This window comes from Saccharopolyspora flava (assembly GCF_900116135.1).
GTDB lineage: Bacteria > Actinomycetota > Actinomycetes > Mycobacteriales > Pseudonocardiaceae > Saccharopolyspora > Saccharopolyspora flava.
Map to the genome: position 1 here is coordinate 113,456 of NZ_FOZX01000014.1, position 24,837 is coordinate 138,292.

Annotated in this window: 24 protein-coding genes; 14 read left to right on the forward strand and 10 right to left on the reverse strand. The window is 70.6% G+C overall.

All coding sequences use genetic code 11. The annotated features are described in order from the left end of the window. Positions 1-12 precede the first annotated feature (12 nt). The 3 genes from BM424_RS27105 to BM424_RS27115 form a co-directional block, all read right to left on the reverse strand. Positions 13-387 (reverse strand): FKBP-type peptidyl-prolyl cis-trans isomerase, encoded by a 375-nt coding sequence (locus tag BM424_RS27105; protein ID WP_093423820.1) that lies wholly within the window; start codon positions 385-387, stop codon positions 13-15. 113 nt (positions 388-500) lie between these two features. Continuing rightward, positions 501-1,664 carry an MFS transporter gene (locus BM424_RS27110; RefSeq protein ID WP_093423822.1) on the reverse strand — a complete coding sequence of 388 codons (1,164 nt, stop codon included), beginning with the start codon at positions 1,662-1,664 and terminating at the stop codon, positions 501-503. Next, on the reverse strand, positions 1,657-2,412 hold the full coding sequence (locus tag BM424_RS27115; protein ID WP_093423825.1) for a DeoR/GlpR family DNA-binding transcription regulator: 756 nt from the start codon (positions 2,410-2,412) through the stop codon (positions 1,657-1,659). Before BM424_RS27115 ends, BM424_RS27110 begins: the two co-directional genes overlap by 8 nt. Positions 2,413-2,546: 134 nt before the next feature. Between BM424_RS27115 and BM424_RS27120 the strand changes: the two genes are divergently transcribed. Next, positions 2,547-3,569 (forward strand): beta/alpha barrel domain-containing protein, encoded by a 1,023-nt coding sequence (locus tag BM424_RS27120; protein ID WP_245776166.1) that lies wholly within the window; start codon positions 2,547-2,549, stop codon positions 3,567-3,569. Between the two features lie 148 nt (positions 3,570-3,717). Next, positions 3,718-4,725, forward strand: a complete 1,008-nt coding sequence (locus BM424_RS27125) for a glycoside hydrolase family 172 protein (protein WP_425442081.1) — start codon at positions 3,718-3,720, stop codon at positions 4,723-4,725. Between the two features lie 8 nt (positions 4,726-4,733). Here the strand turns inward: BM424_RS27125 and BM424_RS27130 are convergent, their stop codons facing one another. Continuing rightward, positions 4,734-5,699, reverse strand: a complete 966-nt coding sequence (locus BM424_RS27130) for an MBL fold metallo-hydrolase (protein WP_093423832.1) — start codon at positions 5,697-5,699, stop codon at positions 4,734-4,736. Between the two features lie 117 nt (positions 5,700-5,816). Between BM424_RS27130 and uvrC the strand changes: the two genes are divergently transcribed. The 12 genes from uvrC to BM424_RS27190 all read left to right on the forward strand — a co-directional run bounded on the left by uvrC (position 5,817) and on the right by BM424_RS27190 (position 18,077). Continuing rightward, complete coding sequence (uvrC, locus tag BM424_RS27135; protein ID WP_093423835.1) at positions 5,817-7,781, forward strand: excinuclease ABC subunit UvrC; 1,965 nt, start codon at positions 5,817-5,819, stop codon at positions 7,779-7,781. Further along, positions 7,774-8,652 (forward strand): RNase adapter RapZ, encoded by an 879-nt coding sequence (gene rapZ / locus BM424_RS27140; protein ID WP_093423837.1) that lies wholly within the window; start codon positions 7,774-7,776, stop codon positions 8,650-8,652. Before uvrC ends, rapZ begins: the two co-directional genes overlap by 8 nt. A gap of 23 nt (positions 8,653-8,675) precedes the next feature. After that, positions 8,676-9,632: a gluconeogenesis factor YvcK family protein gene (locus BM424_RS27145; RefSeq protein ID WP_093423901.1), complete on the forward strand. Its 957-nt coding sequence runs from the start codon at positions 8,676-8,678 to the stop codon at positions 9,630-9,632. After that, on the forward strand, positions 9,623-10,609 hold the full coding sequence (whiA, locus tag BM424_RS27150; RefSeq protein ID WP_093423839.1) for a DNA-binding protein WhiA: 987 nt from the start codon (positions 9,623-9,625) through the stop codon (positions 10,607-10,609). Before BM424_RS27145 ends, whiA begins: the two co-directional genes overlap by 10 nt. 446 nt (positions 10,610-11,055) lie before the next feature. After that, positions 11,056-12,066 carry a type I glyceraldehyde-3-phosphate dehydrogenase gene (gene gap / locus BM424_RS27155; RefSeq protein ID WP_093423841.1) on the forward strand — a complete coding sequence of 337 codons (1,011 nt, stop codon included), beginning with the start codon at positions 11,056-11,058 and terminating at the stop codon, positions 12,064-12,066. A gap of 254 nt (positions 12,067-12,320) precedes the next feature. Continuing rightward, positions 12,321-13,523, forward strand: coding sequence for a phosphoglycerate kinase (locus tag BM424_RS27160; protein WP_093423844.1), 1,203 nt, complete (start codon positions 12,321-12,323; stop codon positions 13,521-13,523). After that, a complete protein-coding gene (tpiA, locus tag BM424_RS27165; RefSeq protein WP_093423846.1) occupies positions 13,523-14,308 on the forward strand; it encodes a triose-phosphate isomerase in 786 nt (261 codons plus the stop codon). The genes BM424_RS27160 and tpiA overlap by 1 nt, the downstream gene beginning before the upstream one ends. Positions 14,309-14,520: 212 nt before the next feature. After that, the gene (secG, locus tag BM424_RS27170) at positions 14,521-14,754 is read left to right on the forward strand and encodes a preprotein translocase subunit SecG (RefSeq protein ID WP_093155681.1); all 234 of its coding nucleotides are present in this window, start codon (positions 14,521-14,523) and stop codon (positions 14,752-14,754) included. Between the two features lie 56 nt (positions 14,755-14,810). Further along, positions 14,811-15,155, forward strand: a complete 345-nt coding sequence (locus BM424_RS27175) for an RNA polymerase-binding protein RbpA (RefSeq protein ID WP_093423849.1) — start codon at positions 14,811-14,813, stop codon at positions 15,153-15,155. Between the two features lie 349 nt (positions 15,156-15,504). Continuing rightward, complete coding sequence (rraA, locus tag BM424_RS27180; protein ID WP_093423852.1) at positions 15,505-15,978, forward strand: ribonuclease E activity regulator RraA; 474 nt, start codon at positions 15,505-15,507, stop codon at positions 15,976-15,978. 118 nt (positions 15,979-16,096) lie between these two features. Next, the gene (locus tag BM424_RS27185; RefSeq protein WP_093423854.1) at positions 16,097-17,419 is read left to right on the forward strand and encodes a TrkH family potassium uptake protein; all 1,323 of its coding nucleotides are present in this window, start codon (positions 16,097-16,099) and stop codon (positions 17,417-17,419) included. Further along, on the forward strand, positions 17,412-18,077 hold the full coding sequence (locus BM424_RS27190; RefSeq protein ID WP_245776167.1) for a potassium channel family protein: 666 nt from the start codon (positions 17,412-17,414) through the stop codon (positions 18,075-18,077). The genes BM424_RS27185 and BM424_RS27190 overlap by 8 nt, the downstream gene beginning before the upstream one ends. Here the strand turns inward: BM424_RS27190 and BM424_RS27195 are convergent. The 6 genes from BM424_RS27195 to BM424_RS27220 all read right to left on the reverse strand — a co-directional run. Continuing rightward, positions 18,074-19,258: a glycoside hydrolase family 10-like protein gene (locus BM424_RS27195; RefSeq protein WP_093423857.1), complete on the reverse strand. Its 1,185-nt coding sequence runs from the start codon at positions 19,256-19,258 to the stop codon at positions 18,074-18,076. The genes BM424_RS27190 and BM424_RS27195 overlap by 4 nt on opposite strands. A gap of 144 nt (positions 19,259-19,402) precedes the next feature. Beyond that, positions 19,403-20,152 (reverse strand): 6-phosphogluconolactonase, encoded by a 750-nt coding sequence (pgl, locus tag BM424_RS27200; RefSeq protein WP_093423859.1) that lies wholly within the window; start codon positions 20,150-20,152, stop codon positions 19,403-19,405. After that, positions 20,149-21,126, reverse strand: coding sequence for a glucose-6-phosphate dehydrogenase assembly protein OpcA (opcA, locus tag BM424_RS27205; protein WP_093423862.1), 978 nt, complete (start codon positions 21,124-21,126; stop codon positions 20,149-20,151). Before opcA ends, pgl begins: the two co-directional genes overlap by 4 nt. Beyond that, on the reverse strand, positions 21,123-22,658 hold the full coding sequence (gene zwf / locus BM424_RS27210; RefSeq protein WP_093423865.1) for a glucose-6-phosphate dehydrogenase: 1,536 nt from the start codon (positions 22,656-22,658) through the stop codon (positions 21,123-21,125). The genes opcA and zwf overlap by 4 nt, the downstream gene beginning before the upstream one ends. Continuing rightward, a complete protein-coding gene (locus BM424_RS27215) occupies positions 22,655-24,280 on the reverse strand; it encodes a glucose-6-phosphate isomerase (protein ID WP_093423867.1) in 1,626 nt (541 codons plus the stop codon). Before BM424_RS27215 ends, zwf begins: the two co-directional genes overlap by 4 nt. 115 nt (positions 24,281-24,395) lie before the next feature. After that, a partial coding sequence (locus BM424_RS27220) for a transaldolase family protein (RefSeq protein WP_281248807.1) occupies positions 24,396-24,837 on the reverse strand: 442 nt, incomplete at its 5' end.

The following is a 24,837-nucleotide window of genomic DNA, read 5'->3' on the forward strand; positions in this document are numbered from 1 at the left end:
GGTTGGGGAGTCTCAGCCTGCGGAGACGAGGTCGCAGACGAAGATGAGGGTTTCGTTGGGGGCGATGACGCCGGGGACGCCGCGGGGGCCGTAGCCCATGTGCGGCGGGATGGAGAGACGACGGCGGCCGCCGACCTTCATGCCCTGCAGGCCCTTGTCCCAGCCCTCGATGACCATGCCCGCGCCGAGCTGCAGGTCCAGCGGCTGGCCGCGGTTCCAGCTGGCGTCGAACTCCTTGCCGGTGCTGTGGGAGATGCCCACGTAGTGCGCCGACACCTTGTCGCCGGCCTTGGCCTCGGGGCCGTCGCCGACGATGAGGTCCTCGATCACCAGTTCCGGCGACGGCTCGCCGGTGGGGGCCTCGACGACGGGCTTCTCGTTGCTCACGAAGTGCTCCTAGCAGTGCGGAAACGTTCACCGTCCATTGTCGTCGCACCGAACCCCGGCGGCACCACGACCCCGCATCTCCCGCCCGGGCACCCGATTTCCGTGGAAATCGCTCACCTCGCTGCGGGGCGGGGGCGGACGACGGGGGCCGCCAGGGCCACGACCAGGGCGAGTGCGGCCGGGACGAGCAGGGCTGCGGTGAGGTCGGTCCAGTGGGTGATGACGCCGATGATGACCGGGCCCGCCAGGAGACCGCCGTAGCCGAGGGTGCTGACCTGGGCGAGGTCGCGCCCGGCGCGGGCCGGGTCGCGGCTGCCCGCGGCGCTGAAGACCTGCGGGATGATGCACGACAGGCCGACGCCGAACAGGGCGAAACCGGCGATCGCCGCGACCGGGTGGTGCGCCAGCAGACCGGCGCCCATGCCCAGACCCGCGATGAGCCCGCAGGTGCGCACCAGCGCCACCGGCCCGAACCGGGACACCAGGTGGTCGCCGAGGAACCGGCAGACGGCCATCATCGTGGAGAACACCGCGTAGCCGACGGCCGCGATCGCCGGGCTCGTGCGCAGCTCGTCGTGCAGGTACAGCGGCGACCAGTCGGCCATCGACCCCTCGCCGAGCGAGCAGCTGAACGCCAGCACGCCCAGCAGCAGGATCGCCGGCGACATGCCGCGCGCCCGCTCCCGGGGCCCGCCCGTCTGGTGCGGCTCGGCGGGCAGCAGTCGCCGCCGCGAGACCTCCACCAGCACCGCGAGCCCGAGCGCGGCCAGCGCGAAGTGCGGCGGCACGGGCGTGCCGAGCTGCGCGGCCAGCGCGCCGACACTCGAACCGATCAGGCCGCCGACGCTGAACAGCGCGTGGAAGGTGATCACGATCGGCTTCGGGTAGTGCCGCTGCACCTGCATCGCGTGCGCGTTCATCGCCACGTCGACCACGCCGTGCCCGGCGCCGAACAGCACCAGCCCGGCCACCAGCACCGGCAGCGACCCGGCGAAGCCCGGCACCAGCAGGCTCGCCGCCATCGCCAGCCCGGCCGGGCCGAGCACCCGGGCGCTGCCGAACCGGTCGGCGAGGTGCCCGACGACCTGCATCGCCAGCACCGACCCGACCGCGATCGCGAACAGCGCGATGGTCATCCGGCCGTCGTCGAGCCCCAGGTCCTGCTTGATCGCCGGGATCCGCGAGGTCCAGGTGCCCAGCGCCGCACCGGTGGCCACGAAGTAGCCGATCGTCCCCCAGCGCGCGGAAACCGGTGGGGCGGAGAGGGTTTCAGACAACCCGCACCTCCACGCCGGCCGCTTCCAGTTCGGCGAGCGACTCGGCGGGAGCGCTGCGGTCGGTGACCACCACGTCCAGGCTCGTCGCCGGGCAGACGAAACCCAGTCCGGTGCGGGCGAACTTGGCGCCGTGGCACACCGCGATCACGCGCTGCGCGGCATCGGTGGCGGCGTTCTTGATGGGGACCTCCTCCAGGTTGTGGGCGGTCAGGCCGCGCGTCGCCGACAGGCCGCACACCCCGAGCACGGTGGTGTCGACGCGCAGCGCGCGCAGCGAGTTCTCCGTCAGGTGCCCGACGAACGACAGCTCGCCGGGCTTGGCCCGGCCGCCGGGCAGCAGCAGTTCGACGTCGGGGGCGTTGCTCAGCGCGTTCGCCGAGTGCATGTCCAGCGGGACCGCGGTCACCCGGCGCGCGGCCAGCCTGCGGGCGACCTCCAGCGTGGTGGAACCGCTGTCGACGATGACCGACTCGCCGTCGGCGATGAGCGACTCGACCTCGGCGGCCAGCCGCTGCTTGACCTCCGCGGCGTCGCGCTCCCGCAGCGAGAACGGGTCGGACTGGCCGCGCAGGTAGCTCACCGCGCCGCCGCGCACCCGCCGCAGCACGCCCTCCTCGGCGAGCTGGTCGAGATCGCGGCGGATGGTCATCTCCGAGCACCCGGTCGCCACCGCGAGCTCGGCGACGGTCACCCGCTCGGCCTGCCGAAGCCGCTCGATGATGGCTTGGCGTCGTTCCGAACTCTCCACGTGTTCTATCGAACAGGATCGGTGTTCGAACCGCAATGCTCCACGAGTGGGTGTGTGCGAACCCGCATGGGGGCGGAGCCCGTCGTGAGGGACAATGGGCGGTGGCCGGTCGACGGGGTGCAGTAGGAGGAATCGTGAGCGTGGCCCAGGAGCGCAACCTTCATCTGGTGCGGGACGAGAGCGCCGAGCCCGGTGTGCGGCTGGGCGACATCCGGCTCCGCAACCGCCTGGTCACCTCGTCCAGCCTGCTCGGCTACGGCGTGGCCAACGCCAAGGTCATGGCCTACGGCATGAGCCCGATCTCGAACTTCGTGCCGCTGGAGCGCTTCGGCGCCGTCACCACCCGCACCGTCACGGTCGAACCCCGCGAAGGCCACTTCACCACCAAGGACGACTGGGAGCTGCGCGAGCTGCCCGGCCTGCTCAAGCGCTACGGCCAGGCGCTGCGCCAGGTCGACGGCGGCTGGCTCAACGCCTTCGGCTGGTGCAACGTCGGCATCGACGCCTACCTGCGCGACTACTACCCGCGCACCCGCGCGCAGAACACGATCATGTCCATCGGCGGCTTCTCCGCCGAGGAGTTCGTGACCCTGGTCGACAAGGTCAACGAGGCCGTGCCCGCCGGCGAGATCGCCGCGCTGGAGTTCAACGTCTCCTGCCACAACGTCAACTTCGACTTCAACCAGATCATCGAGGGCGTGCTGGCCGAGGCCGTGCCGCGCAGCAACCACCCGGTGATCCTCAAGCTCTCGCCCGACTACGACTACGTGGCGCACGCGCGGCTGGCCGCCAAGCACGGCGTGTCCGCGCTGACCGCGATCAACACCGTCAAGGGCCTGCGGCTCGACCCGGAGACCGGCACCCCGCTGCTCAAGAACGGCTTCGGCGGCCTGTCCGGCCGCGCGATCAAGCCGATCGGGCTGCGCGTGGTCAAGGAGCTGCGCGACGCCGACGTGACGCTGCCGATCATCGCCACCGGCGGCATCCGCAGCTTCGACGACTGCCGCGAGTACTTCTGGGCCGGTGCCGACGCGGTCAGCCTCGGCAGCGCCAGCTGGTTCGCCAGCTACCCGGGCTACGCGCTCTCGCCGATCTACGGCGCCCGCATCCGGAACCTGTTGCGCCGCATCGAGAACTACACGCCCCCGGCTCGGTGAAAGAGGGGCGACAGCGGCGCCCGGGATGGTAGACAGTGATCAACGACACTGATGTCTGCCGACTGGGGAGGCCGTTGTGGCCGGTTACGGGGATTTCGGGAGTAGTCTGAGGGACCTGCCGCGACTGCGGGCGACGCGGCGCGGCAGGGTGTCCAGCTGGGACACCTCCGGCGGCAACCAGGACAACGTGCGCGTGATGCCGGGGGAGACCCGGATGCTCGCCGACATCGCCGGGCCCGGGGTGATCACCCACATCTGGTGCACCGTCGCGCTCGACCACGTCGGTGAGCCCGCCGAGCTGGAGGCCGACTACCTGCGCAGGCTCGTCCTGCGCATCACCTGGGACGACCAGCCGCACCCGGCGGTGCTGGTGCCGCTGGGCGACTTCTTCGGCGTCGGGCACGCCCACAGCGTCAACTTCAGCTCCGCGCCGCTGCAGATGAGCCCGCAGGACGGCAAGGGCTTCAACTGCTGGTTCGCGATGCCCTTCGCCGGTCGCGCCCGGGTGGAGCTGATCAGCGAGATGAGCGTCAAGCCGGTCACGTTCTACTTCTACGTCGACTACGAGAGCTACGCCGAGGCCGATCCGGAGCTGGCCTACTTCCACGCGCAGTGGCGGCGGCAGAACCCGACCGACGGCGTGCCGCAGGGCGACCAGACCAACGAGGAGTTCCTCTTCGGCGGCCACAACACCGACGGCGCGGGCAACTTCGTGATGCTGGAGGCCGAGGGGCGCGGCCACTACGTCGGCACCGTCCTCAACGTGCACAACCTGCGCGAGACCAGCGAGTGGAACTGGTACGGCGAGGGCGACGACATGTTCTTCATCGACGGTGAGCCGTGGCCGCCGCGGTTGCACGGCACCGGCACCGAGGACTACTTCAACACCGCCTGGTGCCCGGACCAGGAGTTCCACGGGCCGTACCACGGGATCACCATGCCCGGCGGGGAGAACTGGAGCGGGCAGGTGTCCTACTACCGCTTCCACATCGAGGACCCGATCGTGTTCGACCGCTCGATCAAGGCCACCATCGAGCACGGCCACGCCAACAAGCGCTCGGACGACGTCTCCTCGACGGCCTACTGGTACCAGACGCTCCCGGCCCTGCCGGTCACCCTCGCCCCGGTCGACGACCGCATCCCGCGTCCGCTCTGACCCCCGGGTCAGACGTGGGTGGTGAGGGGTCCTCCGGTGTAGGTGAGGGTGTCGGTGAAGGCCGCGTCGCGGTCCACCTCGCGGTCGTCGGCCTCGGCGTAGGCGCGGTGCAGGTTGAGCACGATGCGCTCGGCGTCCCGCCAGTTGGCGAACTCACCGAGGTCGCAGCGCTGCGCCGCCTCCAGCGGGGAGAGCCCGTCCATCCGGCCCTTGCGCGCGGTGTCCAGGAGGAAGCGGTAGTAGCGCGCGTGGTCCTCCAGGACGCGGGGCAGCGCCGAACCCGGCATCGTCGGCCCGTGGCCCGGAACGACCGCCGTGGGCCGGAAACCGGCCAGCCACTCCAGCGACTTCAGCGAGCCCTCCACCGAGCCCGCCAGCAGCAGCGGCGTCACGCCGTGGACCAGCAGGTCGCCGCTGAACAGCACCGCCGCGTCCGGCACCCACACCGCCACGTCGCCGGGGGTGTGGGCGGTGAAACCCGGGTGGTGCAGCTCGATCGCGCGCTCGCCCGGGTGCAGCGTCAGCGCGTCGCGCAGCACCACCGACGGGGCGCGGCGCTCGCCGATCTCCCACCGGGGCGCGGGTTCCCACAGCGGCGGCTGCGGCAGGCCCGCGTCGGCGAGGACGGCCTCGCGGGTCGCGGTGTGTCCGATGAGGACGGTGGACTCCGGCAGCAGCGCGTTGCCGTGGGTGTGATCGCCGTCCGGGTGGGTGTTGACGGCGAACCGGATCGGCGCGTCGGGCGCCGCCGCGCGCACCGCGTCGAGGAACCGGCGGGTGCGCTCGGCGGTCGCGCAGGTGTCGACGAGCACGATCCCCTCGTCGGTGAGCACGGCGCCCGCGTTGTTGATCCACCACGAACCGTCCGGCTGCGTCCAGGCGTGCACACCGGGTCCGACCTCGGTGAGCGCGGCGCGGTCGGGGGCGGATCGATCGGGGTTGCCTCGGTCGGGACTGGTGTTGGCGTAGCTCAACTCGGACCTCCCGGGGACGCGGAAAGATCGTGGACCACCCAGTGTGCACCGATCCGCACCGCCCGTGGGGCGAGGCCGCCGACGCGGGCCGTCGGGGACCGCACGTAGGCTGGAGGCGTGGCCGACCCGTCCACCTACCGACCAGCACCAGGCACGATCCCGGACGCCCCGGGCGTCTACCGCTTCCACGACGCCGCCGGGCGCGTGATCTACGTCGGCAAGGCGAAGAGCCTGCGCAGCAGGCTTTCCTCGTACTTCGCCGACCTCGCCGGGCTGCACCCGCGCACCCGGCAGATGGTCACCACCGCCACCGGAGTGGTGTGGACGGTGGTGGGCACCGAGGTCGAGGCGCTGCAGCTGGAGTACTCCTGGATCAAGGAGTACGACCCCAAGTTCAACGTCCGCTACCGCGACGACAAGTCCTACCCGGTGCTGGCGGTGACGCTGCACGAGGAGTACCCGCGGCTGCACGTCTACCGCGGCCCCCGCAAGCGCGGCGTCCGCTACTTCGGTCCCTACGCGCACGCCTGGGCGATCCGGGAGACCCTCGACCTGCTGCTGCGGGTGTTCCCCGCGCGCACCTGCTCGTCCGGGGTGTTCAAGCGGCACTCGCAGATCGGCCGCCCCTGCCTGCTCGGCTACATCGGCAAGTGCTCGGCGCCGTGCGTGGGCCGGGTCAGCGCCGAGGAGCACCGCGGCATCGTCGAGGACTTCTGCGACTTCCTGGCCGGCCAGACCGACCAGCTGATGCGCAAGCTCGACAAGCAGATGCAGGCGGCCTCGGCGGAGCTGGAGTTCGAGCGCGCCGCCCGGCTGCGCGACGACCTCGAAGCCCTGCGCCGCGCGATGGAGAAGCAGGCCGTGGTGCTCGGCGACGGCACCGACGCCGACGTGGTGGCCTTCGCCGAGGACGAGCTGGCCGCCGCCGTGCAGGTCTTCCACATCCGCGGCGGCCGGGTCCGCGGCCAGCGCGGCTGGGTGATCGACAAGGCCGAGCAGATGGACACCTCGGCGCTGACCTCCCAGTTCCTCACCCAGTTCTACGGCGAGCAGGCGGCCCTGGCCGACCAGGCCGACGCCGGGGGCAGCCCGGTGCCGCGCGAGGTGCTGGTGCCCGAGCTGCCCGAGGACTCCGAGACCATCGCCGGCTGGCTCGGCGAGCTGCGCGGCAGCCGCGTCAGCCTGCGCGTGCCGCAGCGCGGTGATAAGCGTGCGCTGATGGAAACCGTGGAGCGCAACGCCAAGGAGGCCTTCCAGCAGTACAAGCTGCGCCGCGCCGGGGACCTCACCGCGCGCTCGGCGGCGCTGCAGGAGCTGCAGGAGGCCCTGGCCCTGGACACCGCGCCGCTGCGGATCGAGTGCATCGACGTCAGCCACGTGCAGGGCAGCGATGTGGTGGCCTCGCTGGTGGTCTTCGAGGACGGCGTGCCGCGCAAGTCCGAGTACCGCCGCTTCGAGGTTCGCGAGGGCGCCGAGGGCGGCGACGTCGGCTCGGTCGACGAGGTGGTGCGCCGCCGCTTCGCCCGCTACCTCAGCGAGACCGCCAAGGAGGCCGCGCCCGAGGGGGAGGGTGCCAGCCCGCTGGACCCGGAGACCGGGCGGCCGAAGAAGTTCGCCTACCCGCCGAACCTGCTGGTCATCGACGGCGCCGGGCCGCAGGCCAACGTCGCCTCCGACGCGCTGACCGAGATGGGCATCACCGACGTGGCGGTGATCGGGCTGGCCAAGCGCCTCGAGGAGGTGTGGCTGCCCAACGACCCCGATCCGGTGATCTTGCCGCGCACCAGCGAGGCCCTGTACCTGCTGCAGCGCGTCCGCGACGAGGCACATCGCTTCGCGATCAGCTATCACCGCGCCAAGCGCGGCAAGCGGATGACGGGCTCCACATTGGACTCCATCCCGGGTCTCGGCGAGACTCGTCGCGCGGCGCTGCTCAAGCACTTCGGCTCGGTGAAGAGACTTCGCCAGGCCTCGGTCGAGGACATCGTGGCGGTGCCCGGAATCGGCCGCAGCACCGCGGAGACCGTGCACGCGGCGCTGGCCGATCCGGCAGCCGGAAAACAAGGGGAACAAAGTGAGTGACGAGCATTCGGGCATCGAGGTCGCCGTGGTCAGCGGCCTGTCCGGAGCGGGCCGCAGCACCGCGGCCAAGTGCCTGGAGGACCTCGGCTGGTTCGTGGTCGACAACCTGCCGCCGGAGCTGATCGCCACCATGGTCGAGCTGGGCGCCCGCTCCAGCGGCCAGATCACCCGCGTCGCGGTGGTGATGGACGTGCGCAGCCGCGCGTTCACCGAAGACCTCGGCTCGGTCATCAAGGACCTCGACGCCCGCGGCTACAAGCCCAAGGTGCTGTTCCTGGAGGCCACCGACGAGGTGCTGATCCGGCGCTTCGAGCAGGTCCGCCGCGGTCACCCGATGCAGGGCGACGGCCGGTTGGCCGACGGCATCGCCGCCGAGCGCTCGCTGCTGTCGCGGCTGCGCTCGGAGGCCGACCTGGTGCTGGACACCACCGGCCTGTCGGTGCACCAGCTGCGCACCAAGATCGAGGACGCCTTCGGCAACGAGGCCAGCACCCGCACCCGGGTGACCGTGCTGTCCTTCGGCTACAAGTACGGCCTGCCGATGGACGCCGACCTGGTCATGGACTGCCGGTTCCTGCCCAACCCGTTCTGGATCCCCGAGCTGCGCGAGTTCAACGGCCTCGACGAGGAGGTCCGCAACTACGTGCTCGGCCAGGAGGGCGCCGAGGAGTTCATGGAGAGCTACCAGCAGCTGCTGCGGCTGGTCGGCGCCGGCTACCACCGCGAGGGCAAGCGCTACCTGACGCTGGCGCTGGGCTGCACCGGCGGCAAGCACCGCAGCGTCGCGCTGGTCGAGGAGCTGGCGCGCCGGCTCGCCGAGGACGACGGGATGATGGTCAAGACGGTCCACCGGGACCTGGGGCGCGAGTGACGGGCGAGCACGACGAACGCCCGCTGCGCGTGGTCGCGCTGGGCGGCGGGCACGGCCTGCAGGCCTCGCTGGCCGCGCTGCGGTGCATCACCCCCGACGTCACGGCCGTGGTCACGGTCGCCGACGACGGCGGGTCCTCCGGCAGGCTGCGCCGCGAGCTCGGCCTGCTCCCGCCCGGTGACCTGCGCAAAGCCCTCGCGGCGCTGGCCGATCGCGACGACGAGGCGCAGCTGTGGTCGGAGGTCTTCGAGCACCGCTTCGGCGGTTCGGGGGCGCTGGCCGGGCACGCCGTCGGCAACCTGCTGCTCGCCGGGCTGCTGGAGGTGCTGCAGGACCCGGTGGAGGTGCTTGACCACGCGTGCAAGCTCTTGGGTGTGCGAGGACGAGTGCTCCCGATGTCGACCAGGCCGCTGGACATGATCGGCGACGTGGTCGGGCTGGACTCCGATCCGGACTCGGTGCGCACCATCCGCGGCCAGGTCGCCCTGGCCAGTACACCCGGTCGGGTGAAACAGGTGCGATTGCACGCGAACGGAGACGATCAGCCGACCGCGTGCCCGCAGGCCGTGGCGGCCGTCAACGACGCCGATCTGGTGCTGCTCGGACCCGGCTCCTGGTTCACCAGCGTGCTGCCACATCTGCTGGTCCCGGAGCTGCACGAGGCTCTGGTGACCACCTCGGCGAAGCGCTTCGTGGTGCTCAACCTCATCCCTCAGCCGGGTGAGACGGCGGGCTTCTCGCCCGAACAACACCTCGACGTACTCTCGCAACACGCGCCCCGGCTGAAGGTCGACGCCGTGCTGGCCGATGCGGACTCGGTACCGACTCCGGACCGGTTGCGCTCGGCGGCCTCGCGACTGGGCGCGCAGACCTTGCTGGATGAGATCGCCGCGCCCGCCGTGCCGGGACGGCACGACCCGCAGGCGCTCGCGGCGAGCCTGCGGGCCGCACTGGAGAGGAGGACGGACCAGTGGCGATGACCGCGGCGGTCAAGGACGAGTTGAGCCGGCTGTCGGTGAGCAAGACGTGCTGCCGGCGGGCGGAGGTCTCGTCGTTGCTGCGCTTCGCCGGCGGACTGCACATCGTGGCCGGCCGGGTGGTGGTCGAGGCGGAGCTGGACAGCGGATCCACCGCGCGCAGGCTGCGCAAGGAGATCCACGAGCTGTTCGGCCACCACTCCGACGTGCACGTGATCACCTCCGGCGGGCTGCGCAAGGGCACCCGCTACGTGGTGCGCGTGGTCAAGGACGGCGAGGGCCTGGCCCGCCAGACCGGGCTGCTCGACCCGCGCGGCCGTCCCGTGCGCGGCCTGCCCGCGCACGTGGTCTCCGGCGGCGCCTGCGACTCCGAGGCCGCCTGGCGCGGCGCGTTCCTGGCGCACGGCTCGCTCACCGAGCCCGGCCGGTCCTCCTCGCTGGAGGTCACCTGCCCGGGTCCGGAGGCGGCGCTGGCGCTGGTCGGCTCCGCGCGCCGGATCGGCGTGTCGGCCAAGTCGCGCGAGGTGCGCGGCGCGGACCGGGTCGTGGTCCGCGACGGCGACGCCATCGGCGCGCTGCTGACCAGGCTCGGCGCGCACTCCAGCGTGCTGTCCTGGGAGGAGCGCCGGATGCGGCGCGAGGTGCGGGCCACCGCCAACCGGCTGGCCAACTTCGACGACGCCAACCTGCGCCGCTCGGCCCGCGCGGCCGTCGCCTCGGCGGCCCGCGTCGAGCGCGCCCTGGACCTGCTCGGCCCGAACGCCCCCGACCACCTCACGGTCGCCGGGCGGCTGCGGCTGGCCCACCGCCAGGCGTCGCTGGAGGAGCTCGGCCAGCTCGCCGACCCGCCGATGACCAAGGACGCGGTCGCCGGCCGGATCCGCAGGCTGCTGGCGATGGCCGACAAGCGCGCCCGCGAGCTCGGCGTCCCGGACACCGAGTCCGCCGTGACCGCGGAGATGCTCGAAGCCGAGGCCTGATCGGAATCCCCCTCGGACCACGTTCCGAGGGGGATTCGTCTTTCTCGCGGATCCCGGGCTTGGTCGTCGTGCGTCACCAGGGGACAGTTTTTCCTCGAATCACCCATGATCAATATCCGTTTTGTCCGGACAGTTCTCACTAAAACCGTCCCCTGGTGACGCACGACGAGAACGCGACCCCCGAACCGGCTGAAACCGGCCGAACCGGTGCAGAGATGCCGATCACCGGTGGCGGATTCCCGACAGGGTCGGCCGTGGGCTTCTGAACTGCAAAGACGCCCCCGGTGTCGGGTTTCGCGAGTATCCTCGGCAGTGCTCGCCCGGTCGCGCGCCGAGGGCCCGCGACCGCCCCCGTGCGGGGTCTGCCGAGGCAGATAGGGTGAGCGCGAGACCATCAACTCACCCGCCGAAGTCATCGGCCGGGTCAGTCACGAGGAGAGATCGGCGTGACCGTTCGCGTAGGCATCAACGGCTTCGGTCGGATCGGGCGGAACTTCTGGCGTGCGGCGACCGCCAGCGATCACGACATCGAGATCGTGGCCGCCAACGACCTGGGCGACGTCGCGACCATGGCGCACCTGCTCAAGTACGACAGCATCCTGGGCCGTCTCGACCAGGAGGTGAAGGTCACCGGTGAGGGCATCGAGGTGGGCGGCAAGCTCATCAAGATCCTCGCCGAGCGCGACCCGGGCAAGCTGCCGTGGGGCGACCTGGGCGTCGACGTCGTCGTCGAGTCCACCGGCTTCTTCACCAACGCCGCCGACGCCCGCAAGCACGTCGACGAGGGCGGCGCCAAGAAGGTCATCATCTCCGCCCCGGCCAAGGGCGAGGACCTGACCGTGGTGCTGGGTGCCAACGACGACAAGTACGACGGCACGCAGACCATCATCTCCAACGCCTCCTGCACCACCAACTGCCTCGCGCCGATGGTGAAGGTCCTCAACGACACCTTCGGCATCGAGCAGGGCCTGATGACCACGGTGCACGCCTACACCGCGGACCAGAACCTGCAGGACGGCCCGCACAAGGACCTGCGCCGCGCCCGCGGTGCCGCGGTCAACGTGGTGCCCACCAGCACCGGTGCCGCCAAGGCCATCGGCCTGGTCATCCCGGAGCTCAACGGCAAGCTCGACGGCTACGCGATGCGCGTGCCGGTGCCGACCGGTTCGGTCACCGACCTGACCGCCACCGTGCAGAAGGACGCCACCGTCGAGTCGGTCAACGAGGCCTTCAAGGCCGCGGCCGCCGAGGGCTCCTTCAAGGGCATCCTCAAGTACAACGAGGACCCGATCGTCTCCAGCGACATCGTCACCGACCCGCACTCGACGATCTTCGACGCGCCGCTGACCAAGGTCATCGGCAACCAGGTCAAGATCGTCGGCTGGTACGACAACGAGTGGGGCTACTCCAACCGCCTCGCCGACCTCGTCAACCTGGTCGGCTCGAAGCTTTCCTGAAGTAAGGGAATTTGATTCCACCACTCGGCCTGCATGGCGGTGCGGGTAGCGGAACCTCAGACGCCTTCTGGCTCCGGGATCCGAGACTGATGTATGACCAATACACGGCGCTACGGCTGTCCTCACCAGAAGACGTCTGAGAACCCGCGGCGGTGCAAGTTGCGAGAGTGGTGAAAGATCAAGGAGACCCGCATGAGCCGCAGTGGATTCGCCCGGCTCATGCGGGTCTTCCCGTCTCACGAGGAGTTTGCAGCGTGAAGAACCTCGACGATCTGCTGTCCGAGGGCGTGCGCGGTCGTCGCGTCCTGGTGCGCGCCGATCTCAACGTGCCGCTGGACGGCGACAAGATCACCGACGACGGCCGGGTGCGCGCCTCCCTGCCGACCATCTCCAAGCTCAGCGCCGCCGGTGCGCAGGTCGTGGTGACCGCCCACCTCGGCCGCCCCAAGGGCGAGCCCGACCCGCAGTTCTCGCTGGCCCCGGTGGCCGCGCGCCTCGGCGAGCTGCTGCACGCCGACGTCTCGCTCGCCGGTGACCTGGTCGGCGAGTCCGCCAAGTCCACCGTCGCCGGCTTGGCCGACGGCGGCGTCGCGCTGCTGGAGAACGTGCGCTTCGACGCGCGCGAGACCAGCAAGGACGACGCCGAGCGCGAAGCGCTGGCCGCCGACCTCGTCGCCCTCGTCGGCGACGGCGCCGCCTTCGTCTCCGAGGGCTTCGGCGTCGTGCACCGCAAGCAGGCCTCCGTCTACGACGTCGCCAAGAAGCTGCCCGCCTACGCCGGTGGCCTCGTGCTCGCCGAGGTCGAGGTGCTGCGCACCCTCACCGGCGACCCCAAGCGCCCCTACGCGGTCGTGCTCGGCGGCTCCAAGGTCTCCGACAAGCTCGGCGTCATCAAGGCCCTGCTGCCCAAGGTCGACAAGCTGCTCATCGGCGGCGGCATGGCCTACACCTTCCTCGCCGCCCAGGGCCACGGCGTCGGCTCCTCGCTGCTGCAGGAAGACCAGATCGACAACACCAAGGCGCTGCTCGCCGAGGCCGCCGACAAGATCGTGCTGCCCGTCGACATCGTCGCAGGCGACCGCTTCGCCGCCGACGCCGAGAAGCGGACCGTCGACGCCGACGCCATCCCCGAGGGCTGGATGGGCCTCGACATCGGCCCGCGCAGCGTCGAGCAGTTCGCCGAGATCCTTCGCGGTGCGGGCACCGTGTTCTGGAACGGCCCGGCCGGCGTGTTCGAGTTCCCGGCCTTCGCCGAGGGCACCCGCGGCATCGCCCAGGCCATCGTCGACTCCGAGGCCTTCAGCGTCGTCGGCGGCGGCGACTCGGCCGCGGCCGTGCGCACCCTCGGGCTGCCCGAGGACGGCTTCTCGCACATCTCCACCGGCGGCGGCGCGTCGCTGGAATACCTGGAGGGCAAGGACCTCCCGGGCGTTCAGGTCCTGGAAGGTGACGCCTGATGGCACGTCAGACCCTCATCGCCGGCAACTGGAAGATGAACCTCAACCACCTCGAGGCCATCGCCCTGGTGCAGAAGCTCGCCTTCGCGCTGCCGGAGAAGTACTTCGCCAAGGTCGAGGTGGCGGTCATCCCGCCGTTCACCGACATCCGCAGCGTCCAGACCCTGATCGACGGCGACAAGCTGCTGATCAAGCACGGCGCGCAGGACATCTCCCAGCACGACTCCGGTGCCTACACCGGTGAGGTCTCCGGACCCATGCTGGCCAAGCTCGGCTGCAGCTACGTCGTCGTCGGCCACTCCGAGCGGCGCGAGTACCACGGCGAGACCGACGAGATCGTCAACAAGAAGGTCCGCCAGGTCCTCAAGAACGAGATGACGCCCATCCTGTGCGTCGGCGAGGCCCTCGACGTCCGCGAAGCAGGCGGCCACGTCGAGCACTGCACCACGCAGCTCATCGACGGGCTCAAGGGCCTCAAGGCCGAGCAGGTCCGCAAGGCGGTCATCGCCTACGAGCCCGTGTGGGCCATCGGCACCGGCAAGGTCGCCACCGCCGCCGACGCCCAGGAGGTCTGCGGCGCGCTGCGCAAGGCGCTCGACGAGAAGTACGGCAAGGAGATCGCCGACGAGATCCGCGTGCTCTACGGCGGCTCGGTCAAGTCCAGCAACATCGGCGAGCTGGTCGGCCAGACCGACGTCGACGGCGCGCTGGTCGGCGGCGCCAGCCTCAACGCCGACGAGTTCGCCAAGCTCTCCGCCATGGCCGCGGGCGGCCCGCTCCCGTGACCTGCGCACGAGAGGGGCGTCACCGGACCCGGTGGCGCCCCCTCGTCGTTTCGGGTGAAATCCACGTCGAGAACTCCGCTGGCGGAATGTCGCCCGCCGAAGAAACCCAGGTCGACGTGTGACAACCTGGACCCGTAAGTGGGTGGACTGGTCAACTGGGGGTCGGCGGGCCGGTACTCTAGGTTGCGAACCGCTGTGCGAACGAGGACGATATGACTCTTTTCCTGCAGATCATGTTGATCGTGACGAGTGTCCTGCTGGTGCTGCTTGTCCTGCTGCACCGGGCCAAGGGGGGCGGACTCTCCTCGCTGTTCGGCGGCGGAATGCAGTCCAACCTGGCCGGCTCCAGCGTGGCGGAGAAGAACCTCGACCGGATGACGCTGTTCGTCATGGCGCTGTGGGTCATCTCCATCGTCGGCGTCGGCCTGTTGATCAAGATCGGTTGATCGACCGCAGCACGGGACGGTCGCTCAACCCCGGGCCGCTTGGTGGGTGAGGATGGATGACTGGCGGTAATGCCATTCGCGGCACGCGCGTGGGATCGGGCCCCGCGGTCGGCGAGAACGAGCGGGGCGAAGCAGCCCCGCGCAAGCGGATCGACTACTGGTGCGCCAACGCGCACCACAGCAGGCCGTCCTTCGCGCTCGACGCCGAAGTGCCGGAGGAGTGGGACTGCCCGCGCTGCGGACTGCCCGCAGGGCGGGACGAGGCCAACCCTCCGTCCGCTCGGCGCAACGAGCCCTACAAGAGCCATCTCGCGTATGTGAAGGAGCGGCGGAGTGATGAGGACGGGATGAAGATCCTGGACGAAGCGCTCGCCAAGCTCCGGGAGCGCAAGGGGCGTTAGTTTTTTCTCTGTGTGAAAACCGGGTCTTCGGGGGTTTCCTCCTGGGCCCGGTTTTTGCTTTTGGTCCTGTTTAGTGACACTACTCAGTGGTCTCTTTGCTTGGCGGTGCCAGAAGCGGAACCTGACACGCCTTCTGGCTCCGGGATCCGAGACTTATGTATGGCCAATACACGGCGTGTCGGCTGTCCTCCCCAGAAGACGTGTCAGAACCCGCGGCGGTGCCAGTTGCTTGCTTGGGGTAAGGAGAAAGCACCTTCGGTGCTTGCCTGACGTTGGTGGTTTTCGTCTCTTGGCTTCTTTTGTTACTGGTGGGTAGGGTCTGGTCGTCTTTCGTTCTTGGAGGTTCTTGATGGGTTTGGCTACTGCTGATCTGGCTGATCGGGAAGGGCCGGAGGTGCGGAGCTGCGATGTGCAGTTCCGGGACTTCGGGGGTGTGGTGGCCTTCGAGGGGCGGGTTCGGACCGTGTCCTGCTTCCAGGACAACGCGCTGCTGAAGTCGACCTTGTCCTCGCCCGGTGAGGGGGCCGTGCTGGTCATCGACGGGGGTGGGTCGATCCACACCGCGCTCGTCGGCGACGTCATCGCCGAGCTGGGGCGCTCGAACGGGTGGAGCGGGATCATCGTCAACGGAGCGATCCGGGACTCCGCCGTCATCGGGGGCATGCAGTTCGGGGTGAAGGCGCTCGGGACCAACCCGCGCAAGTCCACCAAGACCGGGGAAGGCGTCCTCGACGAGGTCGTCGAGCTCGGCGGCGTGAAGTTCGTGCCCGGCGAGTACGTCTACGCCGACAGCGACGGCGTCGTGGTGGTCAGCGAACCCTGATCACCCCCGCGACGTAGGGTGCCCGTGTGAACGCCTCTGCCTTCGAGCGCGGGTTCGCCGCCGTGTCGCGGCGCCCCTCGGTGCCGATCGTGCTGGGCTTCGCCGCGGGTTCGCCGCCGTGTCGCGGCGCCCCTCGGTGCCGATCGTGCTGGGCTTCGCCGCCCTCATCGCGGTCGGCACCGTCTTGTTGATGATGCCGTTCTCCTCCGAGAGCGGAGAGGCCACCGGGCTCGTCCCGGCGCTGTTCACCGCCACCTCCGCGGTGTGCGTGACCGGGCTGATCGTGGTGGACACCCCCACCTACTTCTCCACCGCGGGCGAGATCATCATCCTCGGGCTCATCCAGCTCGGCGGCCTCGGCATCATGACCGTCGCCTCCCTGCTGAGCCTGCTCATGTTCCGCCGCTTCGGGCTGCGGATGCGGCTGACCGCCCAAGCCGAGACCAAAGCCCTCGGGCTCGGCGAGGTGCGCCGCATGGTCACCCGCGTGATCGGGCTGAGCCTGCTGTTCGAGCTGGTCGTGGCCGTCGTGCTCACCGCACGGCTGATCATCGGCTACCAGGAGACGGTCGGCCGGGCGATCTACGACGGCGTCTTCCACGCGATCTCGGCGTTCAACAACGCCGGGTTCGCGCTGCGCAGCGACAGCCTCATGTCCTTCGCCACCGACCCCTGGTTCATGCTGCCGATCTGCCTCGCCGTCATCGCCGGCGGGCTCGGCTTCCCGGTGTGGGTCGAGATCTTCCGGCACCTGCGCGGCGCCCGCCGCTGGACCATGCACGCCAAGGTCACCCTGTGGGCCACCGCTGCGCTGCTGGTCGTGGGCGTGCTCGGCACCACCGTCGCCGAGTGGGCCAACCCCGCCACGCTCGGGCCGCTGTCCTGGCCCGGCAAGCTGCTCGCCGGGTTCACCACCGGCGTCATGCCGCGCACCGCCGGGTTCAACAGCCTCGACGTCGGCGCCTTCCACCCCGCGACGCTGCTGCTGCAGGACATCCTCATGTTCATCGGCGGCGGCAGCGCCGGAACCGCCGGCGGCATCAAGGTCACCACCTTCGCCCTGCTGGCGTTCGTGATCCTCGCCGAGATCCGCGGCGAACCCACCGTGCACGTGCTGGGCAGGCAGCTGCCCTCGACCGTGCAGCGGCAGGCGCTGACCATCGTGCTGCTCGGCGTCGCCGTCGTCATGCTGACCGTGCTGGCGCTGCTGGTGATCAGCCCGTTCGGCCTCGACCAGGTGCTGTTCGAGGCCGTCTCGGCGTTCGCCACCGTCGGCCTGTCCACCGGCATCACCGGGGACCTGCCGGCCTTCGGGCAGATACTGCTGGTGCTGCTGATGTTCATCGGCAGGCTCGGTCCGATCACCCTGGCGTCCGCGCTCGCCCTGCGCGAACGCGTCCGCCGCTACGAACTACCGGAGGAGCGACCCATCGTTGGCTAGGAACGACGACACCAACCAGATCGTGGTCATCGGCCTCGGCCGGTTCGGCAGCTCGCTGGCCGCCGAACTCGTGCGGCGCGGCTCGGAGGTGCTGGCGCTGGACTCGCGGCCGGGCGTGGTGCAGCGCCACGCCGACGAGCTCACCCACACCGCCGTCGTCGACAGCACCGACCCGGAGAGCCTGCGCCAGCTCGGTGTGCACCAGTTCAAGCGGGCCGTGGTGGCCATCGGCACCGACCTGGAGGCCAGCATCCTCACCACGTCGCTGCTGGCCGACTTCGGCATCCCGCACATCTGGGCCAAGGCCACCAGCAGGCAGCACGGCCGCATCCTCGAACGCGTCGGCGCGCACCACGTGGTGCTGCCCGAGCACGAGATGGGGGAGCGGGTCGCGCACCTGGTCAACGGCCGGATGCTCGACTACATCGAACTCGCCGAGCACTACGCCCTGGTGAAGACCAACGCCCCGGCCGAAGCCGTCGGCGCCACCCTCGGCGAGCTCAAGCTGCGCTCCAAGTACGGCGTCACGGTCGTCGGCATCAAGCGCCCCGACGAGGACTTCACCTACGCCACCGCCGACACCACCGTCGGCCCGGGAGACACCCTCGTCGTCGCCGGTACCACGGCCCAAGTCGAGGCCTTCGCCGAGCGGACCTAGTTCTCGTAGTGGTCGTGGACCACGCGGGCCATGGCGTCGCGGGCGACGGTGGTGAGGGACTTGGCGCTGAAGTAGAGGTCGCCTTCGACGTGGGGCTGGTCGGCGTTGAAGGCGAGGTGGTTCGACAGCTCCGCCGGGTCGGTCCAGCCCGGCTGGCCGACCTTGTAGGCGGCCTGTCCGATGTAGAGCTTCACGCCGGTGCCGGAGACGGTCTGCGACCACCACGGCACGACCGCCGCGTAGTCCGCCGCCGGGTGGCCGAACTGCCAGTAGACCTGGGGCGCGATGTAGTCGACCCAGCCCTCCTTCACCCAGCGCCGGGTGTCGGCGAAGATCGCCGAGTAGGACTCCATGCCCCGGGTGTTCGAGCCCGCCGGGTCGCTGCTCGCGTTGCGCCAGATCCCGAACGGGCTCACGCCGAACTCGGCGTTCGGCCGGATCGCGTGCACCCGGTCGTGCAGACCCGCGACGAGCTCGTTGACGTTCTCGCGCCGCCAGTCGTCGATGTTCGCGAAACCCTTGCCGTGCTCGGCGAACGTCCGCTCGTCCGGGATCGGCTGACCCTCGACCGGGTAGGGGTAGAAGTAGTCGTCCAGGTGCACTCCGTCGACCTGGTAGCGCGACACCGCGTCGGTGATCGCCGAGGTGACCAGGTCGCGGACCTGCGGCAGACCCGGGTCGTAGTAGCGCTTTCCGCCGTAGGCGAACGTCCACTCCGGATGGAGCCGCGCCGGGTGGCTCGGCACCAGCGCGTTCAGGTCGTCGGTCATGCTCACCCGGTACGGGTTGAACCAGGCGTGGAACTCCAGGCCCCGCTGGTGCGCCTCGTCGACCAGGAACCGCATCGGGTCGTAACCGGGATCGCGGCCCTGCTGCCCGGTCAGCCAGTGCGACCAGGGCTCCACGGGCGACGGCCAGAACGCGTCGGCGGTCGGCCTGACCTGCACGAACACCGCGTTCATCCGGTTCGCCACGGCCTCGTCCAGCAGCGCCCGGTACTCGGCCTGCTGCTGCTCGACCGGCAACCCCGGCCTGCTCGGCCAGTCGGTGTTGGCGACGCTGGCGATCCACACACCCCGCATCTCCGTGCTCGACGGCGCGGCTACCCCGGCCGTGCCCAGCAGTCCCAGCAGGACCGCCGCGAAACCCAGTGCTGTGCCGAGCAAACCGAGCCTGCGCATCGGATCTCCTCCATCGCGATCATCGACCGCGACACAGCGTATTGCCGATCCGGGCCGCCCGCACGGGTTCTCACCGATCGGTGACAACGAAAACGCGCCCCCTTCAATGAGAAGGAGACGCGTTCACGTTTTTTTGCCGTGCGCTCAGCCCAGTTCGGCCGCCGCGTCGGCGTCGAGCAGCCAGAGGGTGCGGTTGCGGCCGAACGCCCCCGCGGCGGGGATGTCGACCGGCTTCGCGCCGTTGAGGGCCGCCGCCACCGGCTCGGCCTTGGCCTTGCCGGTGGTCATCAGCCACACCTGCGAGGCGGCGCCGATCGCCGGCAGCGTCAGCGACACCCGGGTGGGCGGCGGCTTCGGGCAGTCGTGCACGCCCACCACCGTCTTCCCGGACTCCCGCACGTACGGGGTGTCCGGGAACAGCGAGGCCGTGTGGCCCTCCTCGCCGACGCCCAGCATCAGCACGTCGAACGACGGCACCGCCGCGCCCTCGGGCGCCAGCGACGCCAGCAGCTCGGCGTACCCGGCCGCCGCCGCGTCCGCGTCGTCGCCGAACTCGCCGTCCGACGGCGCCATCGCGTGCACCCGCGCCGGGTCGACGTCGACGTGGTCCAGCAGCGCCTGCCGGGCCTGCGTCTCGTTGCGCTCGCCGTCGCCGCCCGGCAGGAACCGCTCGTCGCCCCAGAAGAAGTCGACGGCGGACCAGTCCACCGCGCCCAGCGCGGGGGAGCGGCGCACCTGCTCCAGCACGCCGATGCCGGTGCGGCCACCGGTGAGCACCACCGACGCCGAACCGCGAGCGGCCTGCGCGTCGGTGATCGCGGTGATCAGCCGCGCCGCCACCGCGGCGGCGAGCACGTCGCCGCCGGAGTGGACCAGCGCCTCGGGACGGCTCACTCGGCGTCCCCTTCCCCGGAGGACTCGCCCGCGGACTCCTCGGCGGTGTCCTCGCCGCGCACGATGCCCTTGAGACCGCCGAGGGTGATCTCGTAGATCTCGTCCGGGTCGAGGCGTCGCAGCTCCTCGCTCAGGCAGTCCTGCACCTCGCGGCGCTGCAGCGAGATCCGCCGGTCCGGCTGGCCCGGCTGGGTCAGCGTGCCGACCTTGCCGTCCGGGCGCACGATCTCGATGCTGCCGGAGGGGCGCTCCAGCACCGCCGAGTAGATGCCCGAACCGGCCCGGGAGCTCTCCAGCCTGCGCACCGGGATCTCCAGGTACGCCGACAGCCAGCCCGCCAGCAGGTCCGTCGACGGCGAGTCGGCGGCACCGGTGACGGTGGCGGCGGTGACCTGCTCGTGCGGCGGCAGGTCCATCGCCGCGGACAGCATCGCCCGCCAGGACGTCAGCCGCGTCCAGGCCAGGTCGGTGTCGCCCTCCACGTAGGACTTCGTCCGCTTCTGCAGCGACTCGATCGGGTCCGCCTCGGCCGCCGCGTCGGTGATGCGGCGGTGCGACAGCGCGCCCAGCGGGTCCTTCGCCGGGGCGTCCGGCGCGTCGGTCGGCCACCAGGTGACCACCGGGGCGTCCGGCAGCAGCAGCGGCACGACCGAGCCCGCGCCCTCGTCGGCCAGCGGGCCGTACAGCCGCAGCACGATGACCTCGGAGGCACCGGCGTCACCGCCCACGCGGATCTGCGCGTCCAGCCGCGGAGCGGCCTGGCGGGCACCGCTGGCCACCACGATCACGCGGCACGGGTGCTCCCGGCTCGCCTCGTTGGCGGCCTGGATCGCCTTCTCCACCTCGGTGCCGTCGCCGGTGGCGATCACCAGCGTGAGCACCCGGCCGAGCGCCACGGCGCCACCGGACTCGCGCAGCTCCACCAGCTTCTTGTTGACCTGCGAGGTGGTGGTCGACGGCAGGTCGATGATCACGGTCGCCTCCAGACGCGTCCGGTGCGGGCCAGCATCTCGTCCGCCGAGGACGGACCCCAGGTCCCGGCCTTGTACGGCTCGGGCTTGCCGCGCGAGGCCCAGTGCTCCAGCACCGGGTCGAGGATGTTCCAGGACAGTTCGACTTCTTCGTTCACCGGGAACAGCGACGGCTCACCCAGCAGCACGTCCAGGATCAGCCGCTCGTAGGCCTCCGGCGAGGACTCGGTGAAGGCGTGGCCGTACCCGAAGTCCATCGTGACGTCCCGGACCTCCATCGAGGTGCCCGGAACCTTCGCGCCGAAGCGCATCGTCACGCCCTCGTCCGGCTGCACCCGGATGACCAGGGCGTTCTGCCCCAGCTCCTCGGTCATGGTGGAGTCGAACGGCAGGTGCGGGGCGCGCTTGAACACCACGGCGATCTCGGTGACCCGGCGGCCCAGCCGCTTGCCCGAGCGCAGGTAGAACGGCACGCCCGCCCAGCGGCGGCTCTCGACCTCCAGGGTGATCGCCGCGTAGGTCTCGGTGATCGAGTCGGACGCGAAACCGCCCTCCTCGTGCAGACCCGGCACCAGCGAACCGCCCTGCCAGCCACCGGTGTACTGGCCGCGCGCGGTGGTCTGGTCGAAGGGGCCCACCGGCTTGGTCGCCGAGAGCACCTTGATCTTCTCCGCCCGCAGGTCGTCCGGCGAGAAGGAGACCGGCTCCTCCATCGCCGTGAGCGCCATCAGCTGCAGCAGGTGGTTCTGGATGACGTCGCGGGCCGCGCCGATGCCGTCGTAGTAGCCCGCGCGACCGCCCAGGCCGATGTCCTCGGCCATGGTGATCTGCACGTGGTCGACGTAGTGCGCGTTCCAGATCGGCTCGAACAGCTGGTTCGCGAAGCGCAGCGCCAGGATGTTCTGCACCGTCTCCTTGCCGAGGTAGTGGTCGATGCGGAACACCGACTCCTCGGGGAAGACGTCGTTGACGATCCGGTTGAGTTCCTTGGCGCTGTCGGAGTCGTGGCCGAACGGCTTCTCGATGACCACGCGGCGCCAGCTCTCGTCGGTCGGGCTGGTCAGCCCGGACCGGGACAGCTGCTTGAGCACCGTCGGGAACGCCGACGGCGGCACCGACAGGTAGAAGCCGTGGTTGCCGCCGGTGCCCCGGTCGGCGTCGAGCTCCTTGACGGTCTCGGCGAGCTTGTCGAACGCCTCGTCGTCGTCGAAGGAACCCGGCACGAACCGGATGCCCTCGGCCAGCCGGTCCCAGACGGTCTGGTGGAACGGCGTGCGCGCGTTCTCCTTGACCGCCTCGTAGACGACCTGCATGAAGTCCTGGTCGGCCCAGTCGCGGCGGGCGAAGCCCGTCAGCGCGAAGCCCGGCGGCAGCAGGCCGCGGTTGGCCAGGTCGTAGATCGCCGGCATCAGCTTCTTGCGCGAGAGGTCACCGGTGACGCCGAAGATCGTCAGGCCGCACGGCCCGGCGATCCGCGGGAGTCTCTTGTCCCGGGCATCCCGCAGCGGGTTGGTCCATTCGCTGCTCGTGGTCACGCCTGTCCCCCGAGGGTCTGCACGGCCTTGACGAGCTCGACGAGCCCGGCCGCGCGGTCGGTCAGGTGCAGTCGCAGCACCGGGCGTCCGTGGTCGGCCAGCACTTGGCCGTCGCCCAGCGCCTGGGCGCGCTGCAGTCCGGCCAGGGCGTAGGGCCGGTCCGGCACCTCCAGGTCGGCTTCGGAGTCGCCGGTGATCTGCAGGAACACGCCGTTCTGGTGGCCGCCCTTGTGGTACTGGCCGGTGGAGTGCAGGAAGCGCGGGCCCCAGCCGAAGGTGGTCTGCAGCCCGGTGCGCCGCGCCAGCTCGGTGCGCAGCACCGCCGCCGAGGCGTCGTCGAGGCGGTCCAGGTAGGCCTGGATCGCCAGGTAGCCGCCCTTCGGGGCGGTGGCCAGGAACGCGCGCAGCGCCTCGGCCACGGTGCCCACGCCCGCCGACGCCCAGTCGCCAGAGGGATGCACCTCGACGGAGCCGTCGACGGCCGCCGGGGTCGCCGCCGGGCCACCGGCCGGGCCGTCCAGCAGGGCGCGGGCGGCCTTCTTGGCGGCCTCCACGTCGGGCTGGTCGAACGGGTTGATGCCCAGCAGCCGGCCGGCGATCGCGGTCGCGAACTCCCACAGCAGCATCTGTCCGCCGAGCGGACCGGTGGTGCTGATCTGCGCGGTGTCGATGCGCGGGCCGATGGCCACCGTGGTGGCGTCGGCACCGGCGTCGGCGTAGCCCGGCGCGTCGGCGTTCTCCACGACGACCGGCAGCACGCCGGTGCCGTTCTTGCCGGTGGACTCGGCGATGAGCTGCTCCACCCAGTCACCGAAGCCGGCGATGCCGGAACCGGTGTCGGCGAAGACCAGCTTCTCGGCGCCCTGCGAGTGCGCGGCGCCGATCGCGGCGCCCAGCTGCACCGCCGGGTTGTGGTCCGAGTCGGCGCTGAGCGCCTTGAACGCGGTCGCGGCGTCGTCGAGCAGACCGGCGATGTCGGCACCGGCCAGCCCGGCCGGGACGAGACCGAACGCGGTCAGCGCCGAGTAGCGGCCGCCCACGTTCGGGTCGGCGGTGAAGACCTTGCGGTACCCGGCCTCGCGGGCCGCGGTCTCCATCGGGGAACCGGGGTCGGTGACCACGATGATGCGGGTCACAGGATCGATTCCGTTTTGTTCAAAGGCCTTTTCGAAGATCCGGCGGTGCGAGTCGGTCTCGACGGTGGTGCCCGACTTGGAGGACACGACCAGCACGGTCCGGTCCAGATCACCGGCCAGCGCGTCGGCGACCTGACCGGGGTCGGTGGTGTCGAGGACGGTCAGCGGGACGCCGGCGGTGCCGGTGATGACCTCGGGGGCCAGCGAGGAGCCGCCCATGCCCGCCAGCACCACCCGGTCCAGCCCGTCGGCGTGCAGCTCGGCGCGCAGCGCGTCGATCTCGGCCAGCAGCGGCCGGGAGCTCTCGGCCAGCGTCGTCCAGGACAGCCGGATGGAGGCCTCGGGTTCGGCGTCGGGGCCCCACAGCGTGGCGTCCTGGGCGGCGAGCTTGCCGGCAACCGCATCGGCGGTCAGCCGCTCGACCAGTGGGCGAGCCTCGGCCGCCAGCGCCGTGTCGGCAATTTCGACAGAAACATCGGTTGCCATGAAGATCCTTCAGGGCTCGAAAGAGTTTTTAGTTCGTACGTGATTCTCGCCGATCCGGGCCGGTGCGACAGTTCGCCGCACCGGCCCGGACCGACTTCAACGCGCGTGGCGTTCCTTACTTGGCCTGCTCCAGCTGGGAGGCCACGGTGTCGAGGAGTTCGGTCCAGGACTTCTCGAACTTGTCGACGCCCTCGGTCTCGAGGACCTTGAACACGTCGTCGAGGTCGATGCCCGCCGCGGCCAGGTCGTCGAAGACCTGCTGCGACTCGGCCGCGGTGCCGGTGACCAGGTCACCGCGCACGTCGGCGTGATCGGTCGTGGCCTGCAGCGTCGACTCCGGCATCGTGTTGACCGTGTTCGGCGCCGCGAGCTCGTCGACGTAGCGGGTGTCGGAGTAGGACTTGTCCTTGACCCCGGTCGAGGCCCACAGCGGACGCTGCGCCCGAGCACCCTCGGCCTTCAGGGCGTTCCACCGCTCGGTCGAGAAGACCTCCTGGTAGGCGGCGTAGGCCAGCCGGGCGTTGGCGATCGCGGCCTTGCCCCGCAGCGGGTGGCCC

Coding starts and splice junctions, on each gene's coding strand:
- rraA (WP_093423852.1), top strand. CDS start 15,505: ATGGGTTTGGCTACTGCTGATCTGGCTGATCGGGAAGGGCCGGAGGTG.
- secG (WP_093155681.1), top strand. CDS start 14,521: ATGACTCTTTTCCTGCAGATCATGTTGATCGTGACGAGTGTCCTGCTG.
- BM424_RS27215 (WP_093423867.1), bottom strand. CDS start 24,280: ATGGCAACCGATGTTTCTGTCGAAATTGCCGACACGGCGCTGGCGGCC.
- BM424_RS27175 (WP_093423849.1), top strand. CDS start 14,811: ATGACTGGCGGTAATGCCATTCGCGGCACGCGCGTGGGATCGGGCCCC.
- tpiA (WP_093423846.1), top strand. CDS start 13,523: ATGGCACGTCAGACCCTCATCGCCGGCAACTGGAAGATGAACCTCAAC.
- BM424_RS27195 (WP_093423857.1), bottom strand. CDS start 19,258: ATGCGCAGGCTCGGTTTGCTCGGCACAGCACTGGGTTTCGCGGCGGTC.